This window comes from Shewanella sp. S23-S33 (assembly GCF_043359565.1).
In the GTDB taxonomy this organism is placed as follows: domain Bacteria; phylum Pseudomonadota; class Gammaproteobacteria; order Enterobacterales; family Shewanellaceae; genus Shewanella; species Shewanella oncorhynchi.
Map to the genome: position 1 here is coordinate 54,365 of NZ_JBHFFD010000068.1, position 24,558 is coordinate 78,922.

At 45.9% G+C, this 24,558-nt stretch carries 22 protein-coding genes and 1 pseudogene; 5 read left to right on the plus strand and 18 right to left on the minus strand.

Annotated elements, in window-relative coordinates:
• Positions 1-69: 69 nt before the first annotated feature.
• The 9 genes from kdnB to ACHA99_RS18765 all read right to left on the minus strand — a co-directional run bounded on the left by kdnB (position 70) and on the right by ACHA99_RS18765 (position 8,544).
• On the minus strand, positions 70-1,140 hold the full coding sequence (gene kdnB, locus ACHA99_RS18725; RefSeq protein WP_113939602.1) for a 3-deoxy-alpha-D-manno-octulosonate 8-oxidase KdnB: 1,071 nt from the start codon (positions 1,138-1,140) through the stop codon (positions 70-72).
• Positions 1,141-1,160: 20 nt separating this feature from the next.
• On the minus strand, positions 1,161-2,348 hold the full coding sequence (gene kdnA / locus ACHA99_RS18730) for an 8-amino-3,8-dideoxy-alpha-D-manno-octulosonate transaminase KdnA (RefSeq protein WP_028760065.1): 1,188 nt from the start codon (positions 2,346-2,348) through the stop codon (positions 1,161-1,163).
• 193 nt (positions 2,349-2,541) lie between these two features.
• Positions 2,542-3,159 carry a carbonate dehydratase gene (gene can, locus ACHA99_RS18735; protein WP_028760064.1) on the minus strand — a complete coding sequence of 206 codons (618 nt, stop codon included), beginning with the start codon at positions 3,157-3,159 and terminating at the stop codon, positions 2,542-2,544.
• A 299-nt stretch (positions 3,160-3,458) separates the two neighbouring features.
• The gene (locus tag ACHA99_RS18740; protein WP_105252606.1) at positions 3,459-3,896 is read right to left on the minus strand and encodes a phosphate ABC transporter substrate-binding protein; all 438 of its coding nucleotides are present in this window, start codon (positions 3,894-3,896) and stop codon (positions 3,459-3,461) included.
• Between the two features lie 10 nt (positions 3,897-3,906).
• Positions 3,907-5,085 (minus strand): porin, encoded by a 1,179-nt coding sequence (locus ACHA99_RS18745; protein WP_105252605.1) that lies wholly within the window; start codon positions 5,083-5,085, stop codon positions 3,907-3,909.
• 325 nt (positions 5,086-5,410) lie between these two features.
• Positions 5,411-6,241 carry an alpha/beta fold hydrolase gene (locus ACHA99_RS18750; RefSeq protein ID WP_393944360.1) on the minus strand — a complete coding sequence of 277 codons (831 nt, stop codon included), beginning with the start codon at positions 6,239-6,241 and terminating at the stop codon, positions 5,411-5,413.
• A gap of 112 nt (positions 6,242-6,353) precedes the next feature.
• A complete protein-coding gene (locus ACHA99_RS18755; protein WP_263236298.1) occupies positions 6,354-7,067 on the minus strand; it encodes a M15 family metallopeptidase in 714 nt (237 codons plus the stop codon).
• Entirely contained in the window at positions 7,061-8,200 is a 1,140-nt protein-coding gene (dapE, locus tag ACHA99_RS18760) for a succinyl-diaminopimelate desuccinylase (protein ID WP_173248640.1), read from the minus strand. Before dapE ends, ACHA99_RS18755 begins: the two co-directional genes overlap by 7 nt.
• Positions 8,200-8,544, minus strand: coding sequence for an ArsC family reductase (locus ACHA99_RS18765; RefSeq protein ID WP_263138725.1), 345 nt, complete (start codon positions 8,542-8,544; stop codon positions 8,200-8,202). The genes dapE and ACHA99_RS18765 overlap by 1 nt, the downstream gene beginning before the upstream one ends.
• A 269-nt stretch (positions 8,545-8,813) precedes the next feature.
• Here ACHA99_RS18765 and ACHA99_RS18770 point away from each other — a divergent pair.
• Positions 8,814-10,184: pseudogene (locus tag ACHA99_RS18770) on the plus strand (MFS transporter).
• A gap of 221 nt (positions 10,185-10,405) precedes the next feature.
• Here the strand turns inward: ACHA99_RS18770 and crr are convergent.
• The 5 genes from crr to ACHA99_RS18795 all read right to left on the minus strand — a co-directional run bounded on the left by crr (position 10,406) and on the right by ACHA99_RS18795 (position 15,396).
• Positions 10,406-10,915: a PTS glucose transporter subunit IIA gene (gene crr, locus ACHA99_RS18775; protein ID WP_106650635.1), complete on the minus strand. Its 510-nt coding sequence runs from the start codon at positions 10,913-10,915 to the stop codon at positions 10,406-10,408.
• Between the two features lie 71 nt (positions 10,916-10,986).
• A complete protein-coding gene (gene ptsP / locus ACHA99_RS18780) occupies positions 10,987-12,690 on the minus strand; it encodes a phosphoenolpyruvate--protein phosphotransferase (protein ID WP_393944363.1) in 1,704 nt (567 codons plus the stop codon).
• Between the two features lie 178 nt (positions 12,691-12,868).
• Positions 12,869-13,126 carry an HPr family phosphocarrier protein gene (locus ACHA99_RS18785; protein WP_028760055.1) on the minus strand — a complete coding sequence of 86 codons (258 nt, stop codon included), beginning with the start codon at positions 13,124-13,126 and terminating at the stop codon, positions 12,869-12,871.
• Positions 13,127-13,154: 28 nt separating this feature from the next.
• Positions 13,155-13,550: an ACT domain-containing protein gene (locus tag ACHA99_RS18790; protein ID WP_028760054.1), complete on the minus strand. Its 396-nt coding sequence runs from the start codon at positions 13,548-13,550 to the stop codon at positions 13,155-13,157.
• A gap of 208 nt (positions 13,551-13,758) precedes the next feature.
• The gene (locus ACHA99_RS18795) at positions 13,759-15,396 is read right to left on the minus strand and encodes a methyl-accepting chemotaxis protein (protein ID WP_028760053.1); all 1,638 of its coding nucleotides are present in this window, start codon (positions 15,394-15,396) and stop codon (positions 13,759-13,761) included.
• A gap of 357 nt (positions 15,397-15,753) precedes the next feature.
• Here ACHA99_RS18795 and ACHA99_RS18800 point away from each other — a divergent pair, with 357 nt between their 5' ends.
• Together ACHA99_RS18800 and ACHA99_RS18805 are read left to right on the plus strand one after the other, a co-directional pair.
• Positions 15,754-16,482: a DUF3334 family protein gene (locus tag ACHA99_RS18800; RefSeq protein ID WP_028760052.1), complete on the plus strand. Its 729-nt coding sequence runs from the start codon at positions 15,754-15,756 to the stop codon at positions 16,480-16,482.
• Positions 16,483-16,586: 104 nt separating this feature from the next.
• Entirely contained in the window at positions 16,587-17,633 is a 1,047-nt protein-coding gene (locus ACHA99_RS18805; RefSeq protein WP_028760051.1) for a LacI family DNA-binding transcriptional regulator, read from the plus strand.
• A gap of 117 nt (positions 17,634-17,750) precedes the next feature.
• Here ACHA99_RS18805 and ACHA99_RS18810 read toward each other — a convergent pair whose 3' ends face one another.
• Positions 17,751-18,380 (minus strand): PolC-type DNA polymerase III, encoded by a 630-nt coding sequence (locus ACHA99_RS18810; protein ID WP_393944367.1) that lies wholly within the window; start codon positions 18,378-18,380, stop codon positions 17,751-17,753.
• 219 nt (positions 18,381-18,599) lie between these two features.
• On the opposite strand from ACHA99_RS18810, the gene ACHA99_RS18815 reads away from it, so the two are divergent.
• A complete protein-coding gene (locus ACHA99_RS18815; RefSeq protein WP_393944390.1) occupies positions 18,600-19,757 on the plus strand; it encodes a JmjC domain-containing protein in 1,158 nt (385 codons plus the stop codon).
• Positions 19,758-20,231: 474 nt separating this feature from the next.
• Here the strand turns inward: ACHA99_RS18815 and umuC are convergent, their stop codons facing one another.
• From umuC to ACHA99_RS18830, 3 genes are all read right to left on the minus strand, one after another.
• Complete coding sequence (gene umuC, locus ACHA99_RS18820; protein ID WP_393944369.1) at positions 20,232-21,506, minus strand: translesion error-prone DNA polymerase V subunit UmuC; 1,275 nt, start codon at positions 21,504-21,506, stop codon at positions 20,232-20,234.
• Positions 21,503-21,922 carry a translesion error-prone DNA polymerase V autoproteolytic subunit gene (gene umuD, locus ACHA99_RS18825; protein ID WP_006081811.1) on the minus strand — a complete coding sequence of 140 codons (420 nt, stop codon included), beginning with the start codon at positions 21,920-21,922 and terminating at the stop codon, positions 21,503-21,505. Before umuD ends, umuC begins: the two co-directional genes overlap by 4 nt.
• A gap of 265 nt (positions 21,923-22,187) precedes the next feature.
• Positions 22,188-23,579, minus strand: coding sequence for an SLC13 family permease (locus tag ACHA99_RS18830; protein ID WP_263164771.1), 1,392 nt, complete (start codon positions 23,577-23,579; stop codon positions 22,188-22,190).
• Between the two features lie 80 nt (positions 23,580-23,659).
• On the opposite strand from ACHA99_RS18830, the gene ACHA99_RS18835 reads away from it, so the two are divergent.
• Entirely contained in the window at positions 23,660-24,478 is an 819-nt protein-coding gene (locus ACHA99_RS18835; protein WP_173244669.1) for a helix-turn-helix transcriptional regulator, read from the plus strand.
• Positions 24,479-24,558: the final 80 nt, after the last annotated feature.

The following is a 24,558-nucleotide window of genomic DNA, read 5'->3' on the forward strand; positions in this document are numbered from 1 at the left end:
ACAGTGTAGATATACAATGCATATAGACAAAAGGGCTCACAATTGAGCCCTTTTAACATGTGTTAGAGCTTAGATACGACGGAACAGGGCAGTCAACATTTCATCTGTGACTTTCTCTTCCCAACCCGCGCCGTAAACGTTAGCCCATAGTGGACCCATGCTCTTAGTCACGGCAACCATTTTTGCTATGGTTTCGTCTGGCAGATCTTTACAGATGTTCTTCGGCAGCGTGATGTTATGTTTCTTCATCATCAGACGGAACTCTTCAACACCTTCTGGATAGAATTCTTCTAACACGTCAAAGGCGATACAGTTGCCGATACCATGGTGGTAACCCAGGATATAGGACAGACCGTAAGAAACCGCATGACAGGCACCCACTTGGCTATAAGCTATGCTCATGCCGCCCATGAAAGACGCCATCATTAGCTTGTCGTCTTTTTCTACGTGGTCGTCTAAGTACACTTGGCGACATAAATCCATCGCTTTTTCAGCGTAGGATTTAGAGAACTCGTTTAAGAAGGTACCTTGTAAAGATTCAACACAGTGGATATAGCAATCCATACCTGTGTAGAACCATTGGTCCGTTTCCACGCCTTCGATTAACTCAGAATCCATGATGATTTGATCGAATACTGTGTAATCTGAGTTCAGGCCTAGCTTACGTACTGGACCACATAATACGGCGGTGCGTGACGCTTCTGCACCAGTACCAGAAATCGTTGGGATACCAATGTGGTGTACCGCTGGGTTCTTGATCAAGTCCCAACCTTGGTACATGGCAGAGCCACCTGGGTTTGTCAGCATCAGCGATACCGCTTTAGCCACGTCCATGGTTGAACCGCCACCTAAACCGACGACGCTCACTGGCAGTTTGCTATTGAAAGCTTGAACTTGTTCAGTCAGGGCATCGATTTGAATTGTGCTTGGCTCTTCATCAACGTTAACCCAAATCACCATGTCTTGTGCTTTAGCTGGAATGCGGCCCTCAAGGGCTTTGCCTTGATGCACGTCATCGACTAAAAACACCACGAAGTCGTCGGCGGTTTTACGTTCTGCAGCTAACACTTCATCCAGTTGGACGAATGAGCCACGGCCGAAGATCATTTTTTCAACTACTTTAAAATTCTTAAAACTCATTGCAACAAACTCCCGTAGAATTATTGGGCAAATGCTTTCTTGATGTTTTCGATACGCTCGGCGATCTGAGCATCGGTCCAAGACAACTTGATGAGCATAGAAATCGTGCGGCTCATAATGGCATCGGATTTAGGCACAGAAACTTGAGTATAGTCAGGTCTGTCGGCGATTAATGTGATTGGCAACGCAGCAGATGCCTTAAGCTCCTGAATGTGTTTCCAGTTTTTCAAATAATGCCAGTTGTTTACATACCAGTAGAAGCAGCCATCAACGCCGTTTTCAGCCAGTTTTTTGCTGATTTCTTGCGTGCGCGCTTCGGTTGGCAACATAAAGGTTAAGAAGCCAGCCGAGTCGCCTTCTGGATCTGGGATTTGGCGGAAGGTGACTTCTGGAATCGCGGCCATTGCATCTTTAATGGTCTTTTTGTTTTTACGTTGAATATCGATAATGGTATCGAGTTTACGTAACTGCGCTAACCCTAAGGCGGCATTCATTTCCGAAATACGGAAGTTCAAGCCAATGATAGGGTGTGACTCTGCGCCGCGGTCTTTACCAATATGGTCATGGCCGTGATCTGAGAACATGTGCGCATTGTTGTAGATTTCTGTGTTGTTAGTGATCACAGCGCCACCTTCACCACAGGTGATGGTTTTGACTGAATCGAATGAGTAACAACCCACATCACCGATAGTACCTAACGCTTGGCCCTTGTAGCTGCCACCAATGGCTTGGCAAGCATCTTCTAAAATCAGTAAGTTATGTTTTTTACAGACAGCTTTGATCTCGTCCATCTTCGCCATAGAACCGCACATGTGCACTAAGTTAATCGCTTTAGTGCGTGGGGTAATCGCGGCTTCGATACCTTCTGGAGATAAACACAATGTCTCATCGATTTCGGCAAAAATCGGAATAGCGCCTGCCATAAAAATCGCTTCAACTGAGGCTACAAAGGTAAAAGGTGGCACGATAACTTCATCGCCAGCACCAATGCCTGCAGCCATCATGGCCGTTTGCAGCGCAGCAGTACCGCTTGATAAAAGGTGAGCATGCTTCACGTTCATCTTCTCGCACAGTAGTTGCTCCATATCGCGCGTCTTCCAGCGATCATTACGCATATGGTCGAAGTTGTAACGGAAGGTAAAACCGTTTTCCATAACGTCAGCGACTTCCTGCTTCTCTTCAGGACCAAATAATTCAAAACCGGGCATGGAAGGTATCTCCTTAGAATTTGTGGCGCATAGGTCGCCTGCAATTAACTGGCGGATTATAACTGGCGTAATAGACCCTTGCGATGTTTTATTGCTGAAAATTGTCATGGAAAAAGAAAAACCTGCACAGTGGCAGGTTTTATCTGAGCATTGATGACACTCAGCGGGGTGTTGAAAGCCTACATTCAGGCCGTTAGCGTGGATTGGCTAAACCATGTTCACGGTCAACCGTGACATCTAAATCTGTCAGTAAACCGTTATCAATGCCGTAAATCCAGCCGTGTACCGCCACTTCTTGGCCGCGATCCCAAGCTTCTTGCACTATGGTTGAACTGGTCACATTAGCAACCTGCTCAATCACGTTTAGCTCGCACAGGCGATCAAAACGTTTGGCTTCGTCCATCTGTTGTAATTCTTCCTGATAAATACGATAGATATCACGTAAATGCCCGAGCCAGTTATCGATGAGTCCTAAGCGTTGCTGACCCATGGCCGCGCGCACACCACCACAGCCGTAGTGACCCACCACCATAATATGCTTCACCTTGAGTACATCGACGGCGTATTGCAGTACAGATAAGCAGTTAAGATCGGTATGGATCACCATGTTGGCGATATTACGGTGAACAAAGACTTCACCGGGCATAAGATCAATGATTTGGTTTGAGGGAACGCGACTATCTGAGCAGCCAATCCACAGGTATTCAGGATGTTGCTGTTTCGCTAATTGTTCAAAAAAATCAGGATTTTCTTGGCGTATACGTCCGGCCCAGCGGCGGTTATTGTCGAATAAAGGTTTGAGTAGTTTCATTTTAACCTATTGTTTTATTGACATATAAAATGTCTTCTCATGCTCTAATTCATGCAAGCAGCACATTTTTAGCAAGAGTATACCAGCAAATTTGGCTCTGCTGGTCTATCCAATTAAGGTTTGAATCAGGATATTGAAAAATCGAGATTATTTTTTCTTAATAGTACTGCAAATGGATAAGCCCTCTCTGAGGGTTCAAGCACCATTTGATAATGTGTTTGTTGTTTATATCGCGCTTAATGCTGAGTGTAAACCTTGTCCGCCACAGATTAAGGTGGACAAGGATGATGCAGTATGGGTTAGAACTTACTGATCACTTTCACGCTGTCGTTTACTTCGCTGACGTCAACAAATCCGATCATATTGGGATTGGCGGCAATCAATGCGAGCATTTCAGCGCTGGAGTCGACGACTTTGGGCGGTTGACCTTGGCCTGAAAAGACTAGTTTTGACCAATAGGCTTTTAACTGACTCTCGGTTTTATTAAGGATCTGTTTAACAAAGGCATCACGTGCAGGCGTACCTTCAGGTTGATCGAGTGCGACGACAGTGCCACCACTGGGGAAAGACTTGAGTTTGCCTAAATAGATCCGTGAAATATCCGCAGCGCTAATTTCTGACGTATTAGAAGGGTGCACCACGACGGCAATTTCGGCTTGAACACAGGCACTGCCAAATAGAAGCGCACTGGCGACTAAGGTTTTTATCATCAACCGAGAACTTATTAATAGTTTCATGCTTAACTCCTTAAAAAACTAAGTCTATTGCCATACTCAGCAACTGTTCATCGGAGGACGGTTTGTCGTTACTGTAGTTGGTGTACTCTAGTTTCAGTGCGGCAGAAGGATGGAAATCCCAGCGGGTGCCTATGATGTAGTAGGCGCTGTCTTCCTGTTGTGCTTCAAGCGCCGCTTGTGTACCAAAAACAAGCGGTGCGAGTGCAGCTTGGTTTGCCGGTGGCAGACCATTGTAAACAGGTAACATAGCGTCATATGCATCGTATTGAGGCTCACCTTTATCAATACCGTAGGTTAAGTGGAAGGTGAAATCGTGATAGCGGATCCCGCCGGAAACAAAGGCTGAATCTTGAATATTAAAGCTACTGGGATCGACATCAATTCGTGTGTATTCGGCCAAAATAAACCATTTTTCAGCATCATATTTAACATTCGCGCCAATGAGTAACGCGCTGTCATTAATCGGTAAAAGATCATCAACTACTTGCTGAGTAAAGAGTCCGGTTTGAGAAATTGCATTGCCTAAGCCAAGCAGTGCGGGTAATTCGTAGGAGAAATCGGTAACTATGCCAATATTTAAACCGTACTCAAACCCTGAGGTTACAAAGTTAAAGTTCATTATGTGCCCCTCGGCGGAGAAGGGCGCAGGAGGCGTTGATGAACCAGTAGGCGAGTAGTCAGAAACTGAAGTGGTAATGTATTTATAGGTCAAACCTACTTCGGTATCGCCCCATAAATCGGCATAAACTAAGCCTACACCTTCACCTGAATTAAATGGCAGTGAATAAACTCCGCGGGGCGGAGTGATCCAATGATAGGCATAGCCTACATCAATATAATCGGAGTATTTATAGAGATTAAAACGTTGGCGACCTGCCATAAGCATAAGTTTGTCGCTGATGTCATAGGAGATATAAGCCCATTCGAATTCAGCGCTATAATCGTTACTGCCTCTGGATAGCACTTGTGCAGTAGCTCTTAAGCCACTACCAAGATCGGCGGTAAATTGTAAGGCAACTTTGGAATCATTATTAAAATCGAGTTCTTTATCGTAACCATAATAGCTTTTATCGTCACTTAGACTCGAGCCCGCGACAATAGAGGCAAATCCATTTATTTGAACATCGGCATAAAGAGACGGCATATAAAGTGTGCTGAATACGCAGAGGGCAACTGTACTTTTTCTCATGGCAGAATACCTTGTTGAGGGAATACAGTATAAAGGTAGTTGATAATTAGCAGATTTCACCTTTGTGCAACATTTTTTAAGCCGCTTGGAACAAAAACAAGGTCTTTACTTGTTAATAGAGGTTTCACAGGTGAGTTTAATGAAACGAGGCGTGCTCAATAACAGACTTTAATAAAGTAAAGCCTAATGTATTTATCCATAAAATAGGAATTAAGTATGGGTGAGCAATATTGATATAAGCACATCTTAGTAACATGTGCTAAGTAGAAATACTTATCTTCAAGATGCGAGTTTTCGCACCTTGAAGCGTAGATTTAGCGATTGATTAATAATGTTTAGCCAGAAAATCGGCTAAATGTTGGTTAATAAATTCCGCTTGTTCGAGAGTTGATATGTGTCCTGCCGCAGGAATATGCACAAGTTGGCTGCCGTCAATGGCATCACTCATCAGGTAACTTTCCAATACGCTTCGGGCTTTATCTTCCACGCCAGCCATGATGAGGCAGGGCAGCGTCAATTGCTCGGCGTATTCCATGGTATCGCGACGACCAAAAATCATTCGTCCAAGTTTAACTATCGTGGGGATTTGCTCCGCTGTGATACTGGCAAGGGACTGTTCAAAGCCCGTAACCAGTTCGGGAGTGTTATTTGCGGCATCATTGGCGAAGAATAAAGGTGAAATCGCACTGATCAGCGGCGCAGGGATCGCCTTAGCGGCGCTAATCATATCCAGCATGCCATCATATTTCGCACGGGTGACTTCGGGTTCGAAGCCGATAAAACTGTTGAGCATAACGAGGGTTTTAACTCTTGTTGGAGCTTTCAGTACCAATTCTGCGCCCCACATAGCACCGACAGATTGTCCGACAACACTAAAGTGACTTATCTCAAGAGCATCCATTAGCTCAAGCATTTGATCGGCAATATCGAGTAGCGTTTTGCAGTTATTGGGCAGTAAATCTGACTGACCATGGCCCCAAAGTTCAGGCACTATGCAGCGATACTGGGCGCTTAAGGTGGCAATTTGAGGCGCCCACATAGCGCTATCCCATAAATAACTGTGCCCAAACAACAATACAGGGCCTGAGCCGACATCAAGGTAACTTAATTTTCGATCGGCAATAACAAGCTGCTGACGGTGTGAAGAAAAATCCATAAAACCTACTTTATCAAATATATCATTGTGTTAAACCGCATTTTGGCGCCCATTTTGACAATATAACGCTAGGCTTAACCTGTGTTGACTGACCTTGGCGAGTATTTCGTGATTAGGGCTGAGCGATACGCAGCACGTATTCATCTATTAGACTGTCTAATCGGGCGAGTACTGCATCTTTTAGCAACATATCACTGTTTTCTAACAGGATTGCCAGTTCGGCACGATCGAATTGTGGCAACAATAACTGCGCTACAGGGAAATAGCTGATATGCCAAGGTTCAGGACTTACCGCACTTTGTCCCTGCTGAAACGGGAAGTAAAAGCCAAAATCATGGGCATTTTCTACCAGCCAAGCATGCAATTTAGCGCAGGGACCATCCTGAACATATTCAGCTTCAACAAGGCGCAGGGTTTTAACATCAATTTGAGCCGCATCGAACACATCGAGATCGGTACCCCAATGGTGGCGTGAAGCGCCAGGCAACGCCGACCAGAGCAAAATCAAGTCAACTATGGCATCGTCACTTAAGCCCTGAATATTGACCGGTAACTCATTGGCATCCAATACCGCGCGTTTACCGCTAGCCTTGGCATTCCAAATTGCCAGTTGCCGTTCAAAGGGACGATGAGCCGAGCAAATTGCGAGTTTTATGCCCGCATCTTCAGCTTTTGCCGCCATAGACTTAAAGGCGATAGCTGTGTTCTCCTCTAACCCAAAGCTATGATAACTAAGGTGATACGGGCTTAAATAATCCACCAATTCAGGGGAGCTTAAGCCGTAAAGCTTTGCGGTTTCGGGACGGATCTTCAGATGTGCTAACACAGTAATTGTTCCAAAATGACTTCATAACACAGGGCTAACTGCTCAAGGTCGTCCACTTTAACGCATTCATTCACTTTATGAATGGTGGCGTTGACAGGGCCAAGCTCTAACACTTTGGCGCCCGTTGGCGCGATAAAGCGACCGTCTGATGTGCCGCCTGTGGTTTGCGGATCGGTTTCATAACCTGTGACTTGGCGGATCGCGATACGAGTTGCATCTAATAACGGGCCATCACCGGTTAAAAAGGGAAGGCCATTGAAAATCCAGCTGATATCGTAATCTAGCTCATAGGCTTTCAATAGAGTTTCAACTCGCTCAATCAAGATTTCGGCGGTCACTTCGGTGGAGTAACGGAAGTTAAACATTACTTCCAGTGCACCAGGGATCACATTTGATGCACCTGTGCCGCCATTAATATTGGCAATTTGGAAGCTGGTGGGCGGAAAGAACTCATTACCATTATCCCAGTGCATTTGACTTAGCTCGGCCAAGAAAGGCGCGGCTTTGTGGATTGGATTATCGGCAAGGTGTGGATAGGCCACGTGGCCTTGAATGCCTTTCACGGTTAAGTTGCCAGTTAAGCTGCCGCGGCGACCATTTTTGACCACATCGCCCAGCTTTAGGGTCGATGAAGGCTCGCCGACTAATGCCCAGGTGATCTTCTCGTTGCGCGCTTCTAAGGTATCAATGACTCGCGTCGTGCCGTTGATGAATGGACCTTCTTCATCGCTGGTGATCAAAAAGGCGATAGAGCCATGATGATCGGGATGTTTAGCCACAAACCGCTCGGTGGCAATGATCATAGCCGCCAGTGAGCCTTTCATGTCCGCTGCGCCTCGGCCATATAAGTAGCCATCAATGATGGTGGGCACAAAAGGCGGCGTGTGCCAGCGGCTCACATCGCCTGTCGGCACAACGTCTGTGTGACCCGCAAAACAAAAAACGGGGCCTTCATTACCACGGCGAGCCCACATATTGGTGGTGTCTTCAAATACCATAGGTTCGATATTAAAGCCGATGGCACTGAGTCTTTCTGCCATTAAGGTTTGGCAGCCTTCATCAAGCGGCGTCACCGAAGGGCGGGCGATCAGCGCTTTTGTCAGTTCTGTAACAGGATAATTGTCGGCTGGCATCATACTGAGAATACTCTTTTATAGGCGGCTTCATCAAAGCCAATCAGCACTTGTTCACCGACGACTAAGACGGGGCGTTTGATCAGTGTCGGTTGCGCCAGCATAAGTTGAATGGCTTTGGCTTGATCGATATCGGTTTTATCTGCGTCACTGAGCGCACGAAAGCTCGTGCTGCGCTTATTGAATACGGTTTCCCAGCCTGAGGTGTTACACCAGAATTCGAGGTCTTCTTGACGTAGGCCGTCATCTCTAAAATCATGGAAATGAACTGGAAGTTGATGATTTTCAATCCATTTACGTGCTTTACGCACTGTATCGCAATTCTTAATTCCGTAGAGGGTCAAAATGATGCTCCAGTGTGGATGGACGCTTGGCTTGCAAGCATTGATTTTACTGGCATTGTGGCATTGTGCGTCGCATGTCACAAGTGGGATGTGTTGCTGATATCTGGTGATTAATAAAACGTTAATTTTCTAGAGATAATAATCGCTGGTGACTTGCTTTGGTTTAACTTTTTAACACTTGTTTAACTTAAGTGCCTTGTATATATTGTTTTTTCATTAAAATCAGTTTGATTTAAGCATTGAGGTCAATGCGCTTTTAAAGGATTAAGATGCACAGCGATGTTTCATTGCAGCGATTTAAGCAATTTCCGCGCTTGATGTGGATATTTTTGTTTGGGTCTTTTATCACCTGTGGCAGTTATTACATGGTGTGGCCATTCTTAGCCGTTATTTAATATGAGAAATTTGCGCTAAGTGCCACTGAGGTCGGCATGGTCATGTCCTGCGCCGTGATTATTTCAGTATTCACGAGCTTTGTTGGTAGCTCATTGTCCGACAGAATCGGTCGTCATAAGCTGATGTACCTGACGGGCATCCTCTATATCATCTCGTTTTCGTTATTGGCTGAAGCCAATTCTGTCGAGGGGTATGTGGTCGTGATGACCCTATGCTCTATGGCCACCTCACTGTGGCGACCACTGACATCCGCCGCTATTGGCGACATTATTACTGATCCTAAGACACGCGAATTGGCGATGCAGTCGCTGTATTTTATCGTCAACGTTGGCTGCGCCGTTGGCCCTATGTTGGGGGTATGGCTTGGTCTTACGGGCAAGCAATCCAGTTTCTACCTTACTGCAGTGGCCTTTACCGTATTGTTGGCCTTGTTATATTGGGGATTTAACCATCAAACCCGTCAGGAACCTGCTATGGCGGCTGGCGCCTCATCGAGTGACAATTTAAGTGGCGATACGAGTAGCAGTGAAAGTGACTTTGTAAATGACATGACAAGTGATGGTGTTAATCGTGGTGTGAATGGCTTATCTACTGATGCAGAGGCGAGCACGAAAAAAGCGGCAGTCGTGAGCCGTAAGCAAATTATCGCCATTCTATTGCAAGATAAACTGCTGCAATGTTTAATTTTTGCCAATATTTTGTGTATGTTCATTTATGCCCAAATGGACAGTTCGTTGATCCAATATCTTACTCGCGCTGGTGCGCCTGATTTGCTGACGTTAATTTCTGGCATGATTTTCACCAATGCTATGGTGATTATCTCCACCCAATTTTTGCTATTGAAACTCATGGCCCGTTTTCCGCTCGTCAAACGGATTCAAATCGGATTGCTATTACTGATCGGCTCACAAATCTGGCTGGCATTTAATCCACTGGATCTATTTTGGGGCTGGATTGGTGCGATTGTGGTGATGAGTGTCGCCGAGACTATTTTGTTCCCCACTATGAATGTGCATATCGACCGCTTAGCCCCTGATCATCTTCGTGGCGCTTACTTTGGGGCCGCTTCATTCTATGACTTAGGATTTGCGCTCTCGCCCCTTGGAGGTGGCATCATATTGGATCATTTTGGCGGTCAGTGGCTGTTTTTGACAGGCGCTTTACTCTCGGTATTGGTGATTTATCTGTACAGTATTTTAGATAAATTGCCGCGCCCCGATTTTGCCATGTTTAAAGCAGATTAATGTACTAGATCCATGTAGCCGTTATTCGCAGGGAACGTGATGCTTAGCGTGAGAATGGTCGAAATAGATTCTCTCAAGCCTGTGTATCGGTGCAGTTTGGCGAATTCAAATACCGTGTATAGGCTTGGTTTTCAAAAACTTAAAAGGCTGGCTCATGATGGTGAGTCAGCCTTTTATTATTCAGAAAACAATCGATAAACGATTGATTCGAAATGGTTAAATTAGATCTGTACCGTAAAGATCACGTCTTTGCCTGCGGTGACACTGCCTTGGGCTTTGTCGAGGTATTTGACATCTTCCATGTTTGCCAAAACGACAGGAGTGAGTAGGCTGTCGACTTGATCTTTAAGGTAGTCAATATCGAATGACAGGATCGGATCGCCGACTTTCACTTCTTGACCTTCCTGGGCCAAACGTTTAAACCCTTTGCCTCTCAGCTCGACTGTACCTACACCAAAGTGAACAAATAGCTCTAAACCTTGGGGAGACTCAATACTGAACGCATGATTTGTCTCAAAAATTTTACCTATAGTGCCGTCGATAGGCGCCAGAATTAATTCGCCTTTGGGGGCGATAGCTATGCCATCACCGACAATCTTTTCAGCAAAAACCACGTCGGGGACTTTTTCAATGGCGACGATATCCCCGGAAACGGGGGCATATACCATGATACCGCCAGCTAATTGAGTCTGGCCCGATACCAAGCGCCTTATTCGGCTTAAAAATCCCATAATCTAGAGCCTCTTTTGCTTGTTTTTGTCATTGTTTTTGTTCTGTAATGCAGCATAACGAATAAATGTCTCTATTTATAGCTTGTTATACACTGCTGTAAGCTTGCAATTCTATCTTGTTGTAATGCTGTGTGCGCTAATGCCGAAAATTGTGTGATGCTGCCTTGGCAAATGGCAGCTTTCACTTCTAAGAGTGAGCTTAAGTTAACGCTGAGTTCGTCCAACCCCATGCCGATTAACAGTGGCGCAATTTGCGGTGAACTGGCGAGTTCACCGCACAGAGAAACTTTAACATTAGCGGCCTTAGCTTGGGTTATTGTCATGTTAATTAAGGCTAAAATGGCAGGCGAAAGGGACGGATAGTCACGGGTAAGCTGCGGGTTTGTCCTATCGGCTGCCATTGCATATTGGGTTAAATCGTTGGTGCCAATGCTGACAAAATCGAGTCTTGGCAGCATAGCGTTGAGGTTGAATACCGCAGCAGGGGTTTCGACAACGATACCGTAGCTTAGTTCGCCATAGCCTTTCTCTTCTTCTTCCAAGGCATCTTGGCACTGGGCAATAAGTGCAAACACCTCATCCAATTCTTCGACTTGATTGACCATAGGGAACATCAAACGGATCGGGCCATGGTTAGCGGCACGCAAAATGGCCCTCAATTGGGTTTTAAATAATTCTGGGTGCGCCAAGGTGTAGCGAATGCCGCGAAGACCCAAGGCGGGATTATCTTCAATTTCTTGGCATAAACAGGGTAGTTCTTTGTCTGCACCTATATCTAAGGTACGGATGGTAAAGGTTTTACCGCCTAGGGCGTGCAATGCATCGCAATATAAGCTGTATTGGGCTTTTTCATCGGGCAGGGTGGCGACGTTCATCAACATAAATTCGGTGCGAAACAAACCTATTCCATCGGCGCCGACATCGCTGACATGGGTGATGTCGTTGAGATTACCCACGTTTGCCATGAGTCCCACAGTATGACCGTCTTGGGTTTGCGCTGGGACATCCTTGTAAGTTTGAAGTGCTGCGCGCCTTGCTTGTTCATGGTGAAAGGTGACTGTGAGTCTTGCCTGTTGGTCTGGATTGGGATTGACATAAAGTTCACCCGCGAGCGCATCGAGCACTAAGGGCGTACCGTTGGGAATAAAGTCTGCGTCGAACTGACAACTTAAGATGGCAGGAATACCGGCTGCTCTGGCTAAAATGGCCGTATGGCTCGTTAAACCGCCCGTTTTCAGTACAATACCGCAGAGGTTTTCCCGCGGCAGTAAGGCAAATTCGGCGGGGGTCAAATCCTGCGCTAATAAGATAGTGGGTCTATCGAGTTTTTCGAGTCCTTGAGCTAAATGGCCGTTTATCGCCGCGACGACTCTTTGGCCTAAACAGCGCACATCTTGGGCTCTATTGGCTAAATAGGGATCATCTAAGGATTGTAACTCATTGGCCTGATGGGCAAAAATACGTTCAACCGCCACACTTGCCGACAATTGTAAGGTGCGAATTGCATCGTTCACTTGCTCGATTAATTCATCGTCTTCTAATAACAATAAGTCGGCTTCGATCAACTGATAATTTTCGGAGTCGCTGTCGAGTGCAGCTTGGCTGTGGGTCAGTTGTGCCTGTAGTTCTTGCAAGGCTTTGGCAAATTTACCCTGTTGTTGAGGGATTTTAGACAGGAGAATAGGGCGATAATCGAGGTGATGTTCGGTGTGGAGCAGGTGAAGTGCCTGTCCAAAGGCAATTCCCGATGACACTATAATCCCCGTTATTGACATATCCCTTCCTAAATTAACCACTGAACTGAGTGTCCGTTAGCGATAGCGAGTCTAGTTGAGTGACGCTAAGCTTGTAAAGCGTTTGTATGTAAAGCATTAGCATGTCAAGACGGTCGAGACGAGTTTTTTGCGTGTCGGCTAAACCTGCAGATAAATGCACTTTAGCGTAAGAAAAGGCCTAGCTTAGGGTTATGAGCAGCTCAGAGACTTTCTCAACCGCGGCCTGTGCCTGTTCACCTTCGGCAAACACTCTTACCGTGACGCCAGAATATAAGCCTAAGGTTTGTAGCTTAAACAGACTCTTAGCACTGGCTTGCTTACCATTACATTCGACCATGACATCACAGTCAAAGGTTTTGGCTTCTTTAACCAGTAAGGCTGCTGGACGGGTGTGAATGCCATGTTTGGCGGTAATGGTGACTGTTTTTTCGTACATAGTAGATGAGCTCATATTTAAAGGGGTATTACACTTCGTCTTTCGATTCTATGATGTGATAGCCCTGTTTTTTCAAGGCGGCGATGGCACTTTTGAGGCGATTATTTTTTACTAAAATGTAATCGGTATCAAAGGTCGAAATCGCAAAAATACTGATTTGTTCGTCCGCTAAGGTGCCAGACACTTTAGATAAAATGCCTGTCATCGAAAATCCCAGTGGCCCGAGTACTTCAAAGCAACACCAGCCCGGTTCTTGCTCTAGGCTGTCGAGTTCCATTTCACTGGAAACGACTAAAGATAAACCTTCTTGGGTCTTACCAATGAAATACATGTCCTGTGCAAAAACCTCACTGGGCAATACGGCATTCGGGCTAAAGCTATGAATTGTGTACTGTTCAGGGTGAACGGCTAAGGTCATTCGCATGGCAGTGTCTCGGTTGGATTTTTAAGGCTAAAGCATACCGCATATCAAACGTTAGCGTGACAGAGAATTTGTGGTTAATGGGATTTTTTCGTTGAAATTCATTGTTGGTGAGATAGCGGTTCACAAGCGTTACCAGACGGTTTACCCAAAGAAAAGGGCGCCCTATGGCGCCCCAATCGACAAGTCATGCCGTTCTCATACACTTTAGTTAGATTTTAAACTGGCCTAAGGTGCGGGACATGTCTTGGCTAATGTCTTGCAGTGACTGAGCTGCATGGCTATTACTTTCGTTAGCTTTTACTGAGACTTCGGTTAATTCCGAAATATTACAAATATTTCGATTAATTTCTTCGGTCACCAGTGATTGCTCTTCAGTGGCGCTGGCTAATTGTGTGTTCATGTCACTGATATGGGCAATCAATTGCAGAATCGCCGCCATGGCTTTACCTGCTTCGTGGGCTTGGGCCTGTAGCTCATCGGATTGCAGTTGAGTTTGATTGTTGCTCTTCATCACTGAGCCTACACCGGATTGGATCTCGCTAATGATTTTTTGGATCTCATTGGTCGAGTCTTGAGTGCGAGTAGCAAGGGCGCGGACTTCATCGGCAACTACGGCAAAACCACGGCCGTGGGTCCCAGCTCGAGCAGCTTCAATGGCGGCATTGAGGGCGAGCAAGTTGGTCTGCTCGGCAATGCTGCGGATCACATCGAGAATGCTACCGATTTGCTGTGAGGCGACGCCCAGCTTTTGGGTGATGACTTCAGAGGCTTTTAATTCTGCCACCAGTTTTTCTGTGTTGCTGACTGTGTTGTCGATCACGACTTGGCTTTGCTGCGCTTGTTCTTTTACGCTGTTCGCCGCATCGGCCGCTTGTTGGGTGTTGCTCGCCATTTCATGGGTGGTCGAGAGCATTTGATTGACGGCTGTGGCGACGCTGCCTGTTTCTCTGTGGATATGTTCAGCACTCTGATTGGACTCTTCAACTGCAATCAAAAGCTGTTTTGCATCTTTATCTAATGCTTGGCCTAAAGGTTGTAAATGGCCGACCATGTCGCCAATTTTTTGGGCGAACATGTTGAAGGCGCGGGCGAGATGGGCAATCTCATCTTTACCTTGAGCATTAATGCGCTGACTTAAGTCGCCTTCGCCTTGGGCAATATCTTCAAGGGCATCAATAGCATCATTTAATGGTGAGGTGATGGAATGGTTAAGCACAAGGAAGAAGGCAAAAATCGGCACTGAAATCAAAAACATGATAATCAGATAGTCGATAATGACTGACTTTAAGCTCGCTTTGACATCGCTAAGATAAGCGCCTGTTATGACTGTCCAGCCCCATTGCGGGTAGTAACGGGCTTCAGCAAGCTTGTCTTCTATCGCGCGGGTCATAGGATCGGCGATAGGGTATTCGAGGGTTGTTTTCGATTTAGCACGCGCTAATGGCAGCATAGTGGCTAAGGGGTTTGTGCCATTAGGTAACTTGAAGGTTAATGCTGAGGTGCCAATAAGATTTGCGCTATCCCCGTGGGCGAGGATTTGATTATTATCATCAATAACAATGAAGTAGCCGGAACCTGAATAGCGAGTTTGATTGATTAAATCCGCGGCGATTTGTTTAGCTTCTGCTTCGCTAAACTTACCTTTGAGCGCATCCTGACGGTGCACATCTATCACGCTTAACATGCTGGCGAGCTGACCGTCTATCTGCAACCATTTCTGCTCAATTAAATTACTGTACTGCTCTTTAATTGAAAAACTGGCAAAACACACAGTCCCTATCGCGGCCATAAGGAGCATCATCATTAAGCGTTGCAAAATGGTAAACCGGCGCAAAAACGTGATCATTTGGATTCCTTAAGGGCTTATTATTGTGCATCAATATACCTGCGAATCAATCTCAATTGAATCGTCTGTGACATAAATTCAGCTAAAGCCGTTAAAAAATATGAGTTTCTTTGATCTAAAGCAGGGAATAGTGATAGGGAACTTTAATCTGTTGCATTATGGGGCATGTTCTTATTAAGTTAGGCCGTTTTATAAGTCGCTTTATGTTGAAGGTTTTATCTGATCTATTAAATATCAATAAGTTAGCATTATGTTAATTTTGCCATCTTGCTATATTAGGCTAATCAATTGTTTTAATTTTGATTTTTTACGCTTTTACGCGCAAGATTAATTCATTATTCAGTTTGAGAATCGATTATGACCACAAATACTATCGTAACGTCGGATGATATTTTACTGAAGTTATGCCACTCAGTCGCCCACGTCCTTTCTAGCACCAGTGCCAGCAATGTTACCCATGCGGGTATGGTACAAAGTATTGCGCGTACTCGTCTTAAACCTGATCTCGGTTGTTTCTCGATTTTTGATGGTGGCTTTTCAGGCCTAGTGGTGATTAACTTTTCAGCCTCTGCAGCGATTGAAATCTACCGTCGCTACATGCTGAACATGGGCATGCCTGAGTCTGAGCTCGCGTTTTCGCATACGTCAGATGAAGTGAGTAATGTGATGGGCGAACTGATGAACCAAATTCTAGGGGATTTTATTAATAAAATTTCTAAAGAATTGCAAACGTCAATCAGCCAAAGCCAGCCAAAAATGTTGACGATTAATAAAGAGTTAACCATATCAATCGACGCTAACTTAGACGATGCGGTTGCCCGTAGAGTGTCGTTTAGGACAGAGAATAACCATATTTTCTACCTCGAGTTTGCCATGGACAAAACCGAATTCATTCGCTTAGATGAATTTGTCTACGATGAAGAATTCGATCCCGATAGTCTGTTAGAGCAGCACAGTTCGATTGGGGGAAATAACGACTCAAATTCGAATGTTTCGCCTTGGGTTAAAATGGCCGATAAACCCGCCATTGCGACTCGTGCCATTGATAATGAAGCTGATGATTTACTCGATCAGCTCGGCATTTAACCAGAGTCTCTAATGTAAGACGGATGTTAACGCATTCGTCTATACAAGTGGGTGGAACTGTTTTAGTATCGACGCAAAATAATAACTAAGGTTAAATCCTCTTTATGGCATCGAAAGCGACCTCGATTGATATTGCTTATCGTGCTGGCGTATCCCAGTCAACGGTTTCCCGTGCCCTTAGAAACAGCCCGTTAGTCAATTTAGAAACTCGCCAACGTATTCAAACCATTGCAAAAGAGCTGAATTATAAGGTCGATAAAAATGCCAGCAATCTTCGCACCCAAAATAGCCATACCTTAGCGCTGTTATTGTGTGAAGACCCCACCAACGATGACTCGTTAATCAATCCTTTTTTCCTTTCTATGCTAGGTTCCATTACCCGAGCAACGGCGCAGCAAGGTTATGATTTATTGGTTTCTTTTCAGCAATTGTCCAGCGATTGGCACGCCGATTATGAAGACAGTAATAAAGCTGACGGCATTATTCTGCTCGGTTATGGCGACTACATGGACTACGAGCAAAAGTTGGAGCGATTGCTCGCGCAGAATACTCACTTTGTGATCTGGGGTGCTGAGCATAACAATAAGTCAGTGCTATCGATTGGTTGTGATAATCATCAAGGCGGCTTGATTGCAACAGAGCACTTGATTTCCCTTGGTCGTAAAACTTTTGCCTTTTTAGGCGATGCCTCGAGCCACAGCCCCGAGTTTAGGGACAGATATTTAGGCCATGTGAAAGCGCTGCAAATGGCGAATATTGCAGTTGATCACACTAAGCAAGTGTCGGCCATTAGCACTGAAAGTGCTGGTTATGATGCGGCTATGGCATTGATGGCCAAAGGCGCACAGTTTGATGCTATTTTTGCTGCTAGCGATCTGATTGCCATTGGCGCGATTCGGGCGCTGAAAGAGAAGGGCATTTCAGTCCCAGAACAAGTTGCAGTGGTGGGATATGATGATATTCCAGTGGCGAGTTTTGCCAATCCGCCATTAACGACCATTAAGCAGAACACCCAATTAGCCGGTGAAATTTTAGTCGACAGTGTACTCAAACTTATCCGCGGACAAGAGGTGAGTGCGCAGCTTATTCCGACGACCTTAGTGGTTCGCAGTTCCTGTGGCATTGATAGTGCGCCGCTTAAGCCGTTATAGATGGGCTGTTATTGCTAGGAGCTTGCTGTTTTTTGCTGGCAAGTCGTTGAGCACTTAATTTGCTTATTGATACATCGCCAATAATCCTTGGATTTATCGGCTTTTTGCTTTTTGGGATCACTTAACCGCATATTGACGTAAAAACTTCGGCACATCTGCTTTGGTTTTCTTGGCGATTTTTTGCAGTAACTCGAATGTGGGAGTATTGAGACCGAACTCTTGCTGAAGGTCTGCCAACATTGCCAGCCACAAATGGCCAGTCATTTCGGCATCGGCTAAGGCGCGGTGAAAGGTGCCATCGCTTGGTAACTGTTTATATCGCACTAAAGTACCTAACTGATGATTCGGTGCCGCTTGATATAACCGTCTTGCCACTAGCAAGGAGCAACCAAATTGCCCTCGATAGCGATGGCGAATTTGAGCAAATTCCGCGTCTAAAAAGCGCTGATCAAATGCCGCATTGTGGGCGACTAAGTTATGATCGGCGATAAAGTCTGCAAAACGCGCCATCACTTCATTGCAGGGCGCTGCATCCCTGAGCATTTGATTGCTGATCCCTGTGTAGTCCTCAATAAAACGACTTATTCTAAATCCTGGGTTCATCAACTCTGAAAATCTTTGCGTGATCACGCCGTTTTCAATCAGCACAGCTCCGATTTCAATCGCGCGGTCCCCTTGATTGGGCGATAGCCCCGTGGTTTCAAAGTCGAGCACGACCAAAGTGTTAGCAGCAGCAGATGTAGGCATAGATCTTACGTGAACTCTATAAATGATGTGTCAGCATTGCCGTCTTTGACAGCGCAACGCTTTTAGATAAGCCGATTGTAATTCAATACGTTAGTAAATTCACTATCACATTAACGCTGATAAAAGACTTAATGCTTTGTTGATCCGGTCGAGCTTTCTTGGTTTCGCTTCCTGTTAGCATTTACCTCTATGAATAACAGTTTGGTTTGTGAGCAACCCATGCAACTCGATATTAATGGCTTAACGCCCGCGCAATTTTTAGCAGAATATTGGCAGAAAAAACCTTTGGTTATCCGCCAAGGATTCAAACATTTTCAAGATTTAATCTCGCCCGAAGAGTTAGCTGGGTTAGCCATGGATGAGCTGGTGGAATCTCGGCGAGTGTACCAACAGGCAGGGCAATGGCAGGCTGAATTTGGCCCTTTTGATTCCTACGATCATCTCGGTGAACGGGATTGGACTTTGATCGTGCAAGCCTTGAACAACTGGGTGCCTGATGCAGAAGCCCTGATCCAATGTTTTGATTTTATTCCGCGCTGGCGTTTAGATGATGTGATGGTGAGTTTTGCCACTCCTGGTGGTGGCGTGGGACCGCATATCGATCTGTATGATGTGTTTATTTGCCAAGGCTCGGGACGTCGCCGTTGGCGCGTAGGCGATCTGGGGCCGCACAAAGAGTTTGCCGCCCATCCCGCTTTGCTGCACACAGAAGCTTTTGAACCGATTATCGATACTGAGTTATTGCCCGGCGACATCCTTTATATTCCACCAGGATTCCCCCATGATGGCATAACCTTAGAACAGTCTTTAAGTTTTTCAGTAGGTTATCGTACAGCTTCCGCCAAAGATATGGTAAGTGCTTTGGCCGATCATCTTTCTGAGCAAGATTTAGGCACACAGCAGATTGAAGATCCAGACCGCGAGCTGACAACGCGCAGTGGTTGTGTTGATAATCGCGATTTAGCGAGGTTACGCATGCAACTGACTAATATGTTAACCGATGAACTGGTGAGCGAGTTTTCGGGCCGCTATTTAACTCAATCTAAATGCGCCCTCGATTTACCCGATGAGCCGTTGGACATCACGCAAGACGAAGTGCTCGCTTGGCTCGATGAGCAGCCGCTTATTCGCCTCGGCGGACTGCGTTGTTTGTATTTTGATATCAATGTGGGACAAGGCGTTGTCTATATTAATGGTGATAAGTATCAGCTCTCTGCCGAATTGGCCGCGGTGATCCCACTCCTGTGTGATAGCAATCAGTTAGATAAAACCGCCTTAGCCCCCTGGTTAGCCGATGCCGATTTGCTTACGCAGCTGACTGAGTGGGTGAACCTCGGTTACTGGTACTTTGAAGACTTGAGTGATGAAGAGTGTTAAGGCTGAGATAATAGGTAATGCATGATGGATGTTGATACCATTTTAGCGCTAACGCCGATGGATTTTAGTGTTAAGTCGGTTTTGCAATCGTTGGATTATAGTGTTGGATGCATTCTAGTGTTAGTTGAGATTTAAAGCAGAATAATGTTGAAAGCCGCATCTACGTTCAGGGCAAGCTCATGCTTGCCCTTGCTTATCTTTTTAAGATCGCGAAGACTTGCAAGTCTGCTTTATTGCCTTAGTTGTCTCTCTACTGCGTTCATTGCCTTGTCATTTTTAATGTTAAACATTGGTTTTTAAAATTATTTTACCAAGCGAGATGAGTTTTGCTGGCACAGTCTTAGTGAGATGGATTTAGGCCGATAAGCCTATTCTGATTAATATCGTCAGGAGTGGAGTGAGCTTCACTGAATAACCAATGCTTAGAGTATTCATGCGATTCGCAGATGGTCATTTAGCCACTGGATCTGCTGATTATGTCACTATGGGCAATTGTGCCCATTGGGTGGTATAACGAGGGGAGAGCTGTTCACGTTTTATCCCCCAAGTTGGGTCAATACCTTGTCCTGCAAACCAAATTTTTCCGCGGCCGCTGTGGTTCACTTTATCGAGTAACTGCATCAGCTCCTTGCTTTTAGGCCTAGGCGTGACGTCATCGAATAATCCTAGCTGAAACACGCCTGCACCAAAAAAATCCCCTAACATGACACCGGCTTTTGCATAGGCATGACCTTCACGCCAAATACGTTGCAGTAGGCTTTGGCCAAGGGTGACAAAATCCCGCGTATCATTGCTGGGGCGAACTAAACTGCCCGACAGCGATTTGCTGTACTGGGGAGTCGCATCGCTAAAAGGGCTAGTACGGACAAATACTGACATCGCTTTAGCGTACTGGCGCTCAGAGCGCAGTTTTTCACAGGCCCTAAAAGTATATTCATTGATCGCCTGTTGCATCGCTTCCAAGTTATCAATACGACTACCAAAGGACCGGGAGCTGATAATTTGTTGCTTAGTGGCGGAGATCTCTTGTATGTCATCACAAGCAATGCCGTTAAGTTCGCGTACTGTGCGCTCAACGGTGACCGAAAAGGTATCGCGGATAAGTTTAGGATGCGCATCCGCCAATTGCAGCGCGGTATTTATGCCCATGATGTTCAAGCGTTTCGTAAGCCTACGGCCTATTCCCCAGACTTCCTCGACAGGGATAAGCGCCATGAGTCGTCGTTGGCGTTCTCGGTCGCGCAAATCAACCACGCCCCAGGTTGCTGGATAACGCTTAGCAGCATAGTTTGCCAGTTTGGCGAGGGTCTTTGTCGGCCCAATGCCAACGCAAACACTGATCCCTGTCCATTGCGGTATTCGCTGATAAATATCTAATGCAAGCTGATGAATATCGGTGCATTTATCGATGCGTGATAGATCTAAAAACGCTTCATCAATACTATACACTTCTACTTTTGGCACCATTTGCTCTAAGGTGGTCATCACTCTGTTTGACATGTCGGCATAGAGTGCATAGTTGGAGGAGAATACCGCAACCTGATGCTGGCGGAGTTGGTTTGCTATTTGATATACAGGCACCGCCATCTTGATGCCAAGTTGTTTGGCTTCTACGGAGCGGGCGACGACGCAGCCATCGTTGTTGGATAACACCACAATCGGCTTGCCAACCAAATCCGGCCTAAACATCCGCTCACAGGAGGCATAAAAATTATTGCAATCGACGAGGGCGAATAGTGAGGGCGTCATTTGAGCTTTTTCACCACGTTGGTCACTACCCCAAAGATGTTTAACTCAGACTCATCATTGATGGCGATCGGGGAGAATAAGGCATTACGTGGTAGCAATTGCACCACAGGGCGTAGCTGTAATTGCTTTACGGTAAACTCACCGTTCACCGCTGCGACAACGGTATCACCGTGGGCTGGCTGTAGTGAGCGATCCACCACCAAAATATCACCGGAGAAAATCCCCGCTTCGATCATCGAATCCCCTTGGACTTTGACAAAAAACGTGGCGGCAGGATGTTTGATGCATAACTCATTGAGATCTAATGTTTGTTCTACATAGTCTTGGGCCGGTGACGGAAATCCTGCGGCAATCAAGGAGCTAAATAGCGAGAGCCGATATTGGGTATGTTTGGCGAAGCGGCCTAGGATCATCATAATAATAAATCACAATATACTGTACATATAAACAGTATAGTCTAACTATGAAGCTTATCGAAAGAATTTATGTGGGGAGAGTTGTGTTATCGACAAAAGAGTAAAGGCGGTATCAATCTGTGCTGCTCGTATAAGTAGTCGCATGTATAGAGTGCGTTGTCGTATTTTGAGCATCGCGCTGCTTTGGACGTGGGCCTTGTGAGTTCTTGATATAACCGCTCTAAAATCCACCATTGGCGGCATGAATACCGCCAATGGTGAGGGTTTAGGCTATCCAACCGAGCCATAGCCACCACAGATAATCCAGTGGAATAAGTGCAACTAGAGTTATTGCCGCTAGAGGTAAGGTGATGCGAAGTAGTTTAGTTAATGGCTCTTGGGATAATTGCATCGCCAAAATCAAAGGAGCCACCTGATAAGGAAAAATCACGGTTGAGAAACCGATCACCTGCGTCATTAATACCGCAGGGGTGGAGAAGCCAGTTGCATTGGCAAAGTCTGCTGCCATGGGGGATAACACAGTCGGCACGCCTGGAACCGTTGCCACTAATCCTGTTAGCGTCGCGATTAACGATAACGACATAAAATTCAGGAACGATGCCCCTTGCTGCAATGGTAACCATTCACTGAACAGTTGACCTAGCGCAGTGCCGAGCCCGGAATGATTGACCAATGCTCCCAGACCTAAGGCCGCCGCGACAAAAATGACGGTCGACAAATCCACCGAACTATTAAAACTCTTAGGCTCAAGCACTCCCCATTTGGGGAGCAATAACAAGATAGCCGTTGTTAATCCTACCCAAGCGGGATTGATGCCGTGCAGCGAGTCAGTCACCCAAAAGAGCAAAGTAATCGCCAGTAACAGTGCAACTTTCTTTTGCATACCAAGGTTATAAGCTTCTTTTTCAATAACGCGTTCAGGCTGATTTTTATCAATTTTTGCAGGAAATAGGAAGATAACTAGCGCCACAATCAATATCGATTTGAGTAAACCAAGGATTGGAAAATGCAATAAGAGATACTCGGTATAACCAAAATGGATATTGAATAGATTCTCACTGGAACCTGCCAATATCATGTTGGGAATATTCGCGGGCAACACGGCAAAACTGGGCATGTTGCACGCCAGTGCCAAGGCGGTTGCAATGCCTATCCGTCCATGGCTACCACGAGCAAAACCGACTTGCTCAGCTAACGCCATACCAATTGGCACCATGACCACAGCACGGCCAACGGATGAGGGCATCACAAAGCCAAGCAGCACGGCACTAAAGACCAAACCCGCAATTAAGCGTGGATAACTTGAGGTCAGTATGGGGGCAATCAAACTGGCCATTCTGCGACTTAAACCAGACTGAGTGATGGCACTGCCGATCACAAACCCCGAAATGATTAACCACACCGCAGTTGAGCCGAATCCGGAGAAAAGTATACTCGGTTCAATGAGTTTAAAAATGGTGGCAAGGGCAAAAAAGATTAACCCCGCCATAAAGGGCGGGAAGAAACCTGTGCTCCAAAACATCAAGGTCACTAACACTACGCCTGCGCTGTAGGAAAACACCGCGGGATGCTGACTTAGCGGAAAAAGCGCAAGTAAAGTAGCGATCAACAGTGCACTGAAAAACGCTAGCTGTTTAACGCCAATAAAACGTTTCATGTTTACCGACCTATTGGGTTGAATACGTAAAAGATGCCTACTAAGATAACTGACTTGGTTTGGCGTTTTAAGAAGGTAATATGTCAAAGTATGTTCCTAAAGCGACATTGTTAACACCCAGTGATGCGGCGTTTATCATAGATGCCAATCGGCCCGTGCTGACCCATACTCGCAATATGGCGGCGGAAGCGGGCATCGAACCTCACTCGCACCCGCGGGGTCAGCTACTTTGGGCCGCCAAAGGTTTGTTACGTGTTCGCAGTGAAAATGCCGTCTGGGTGGTACCCTCAACCCATGCCGTTTGGATCCCTTGCAATTTGCCCCATCAAGTGAACAGTGAAACCCACGCACATACTCGCAATATTTATATTGACCCTAGCTATGGCGTTAGGCCACAGGATACGCAAGTGGTGATGGTGACTATGACAGCGTTGATGCGCGAATTAGTGCTTAAACTTTGTGAAAGTTCACATCTTATGGACAGTGGACAACTGCATCGGCTGGGTTTGGTTGCCATCGATGAGCTCCAAACTCTGGACAGTCTGGATGCCCATTTACCCGCAGGCTCAGATCCAAGACTCAGCCGCTTGATCCAAACGCTGATCCGACGTCCAAAAGTGAGTTACTCACTGACCGAGTTAGCCGAAATGGGCGGCGCGAGTGTGAGAACGATTGAGCGACTATTCAAAGCTGAAACTGGGCTTACTTATCGACAATGGCGACAAAGATTTCGTTTGTTAAATTCGCTTGAGAGCTTAAGCCAAGGGGAGAGCACGACTATGGTGGCCCATAGTTTAGGTTATTTGAGTGTCAGCAGTTTCAGTGCCGCCTTTAAAATGCAATTTGGTTGCACGCCGCAAGATTACCCGCAGCATAAGCCTATGAAAAGCGGGCGCTAAATCAGGCATCATAAAACCGTCTATAAAAAGCTAGAACAACATCTAGGATGCTGTTCTAGCCTGCAATTTATCAAAGTATC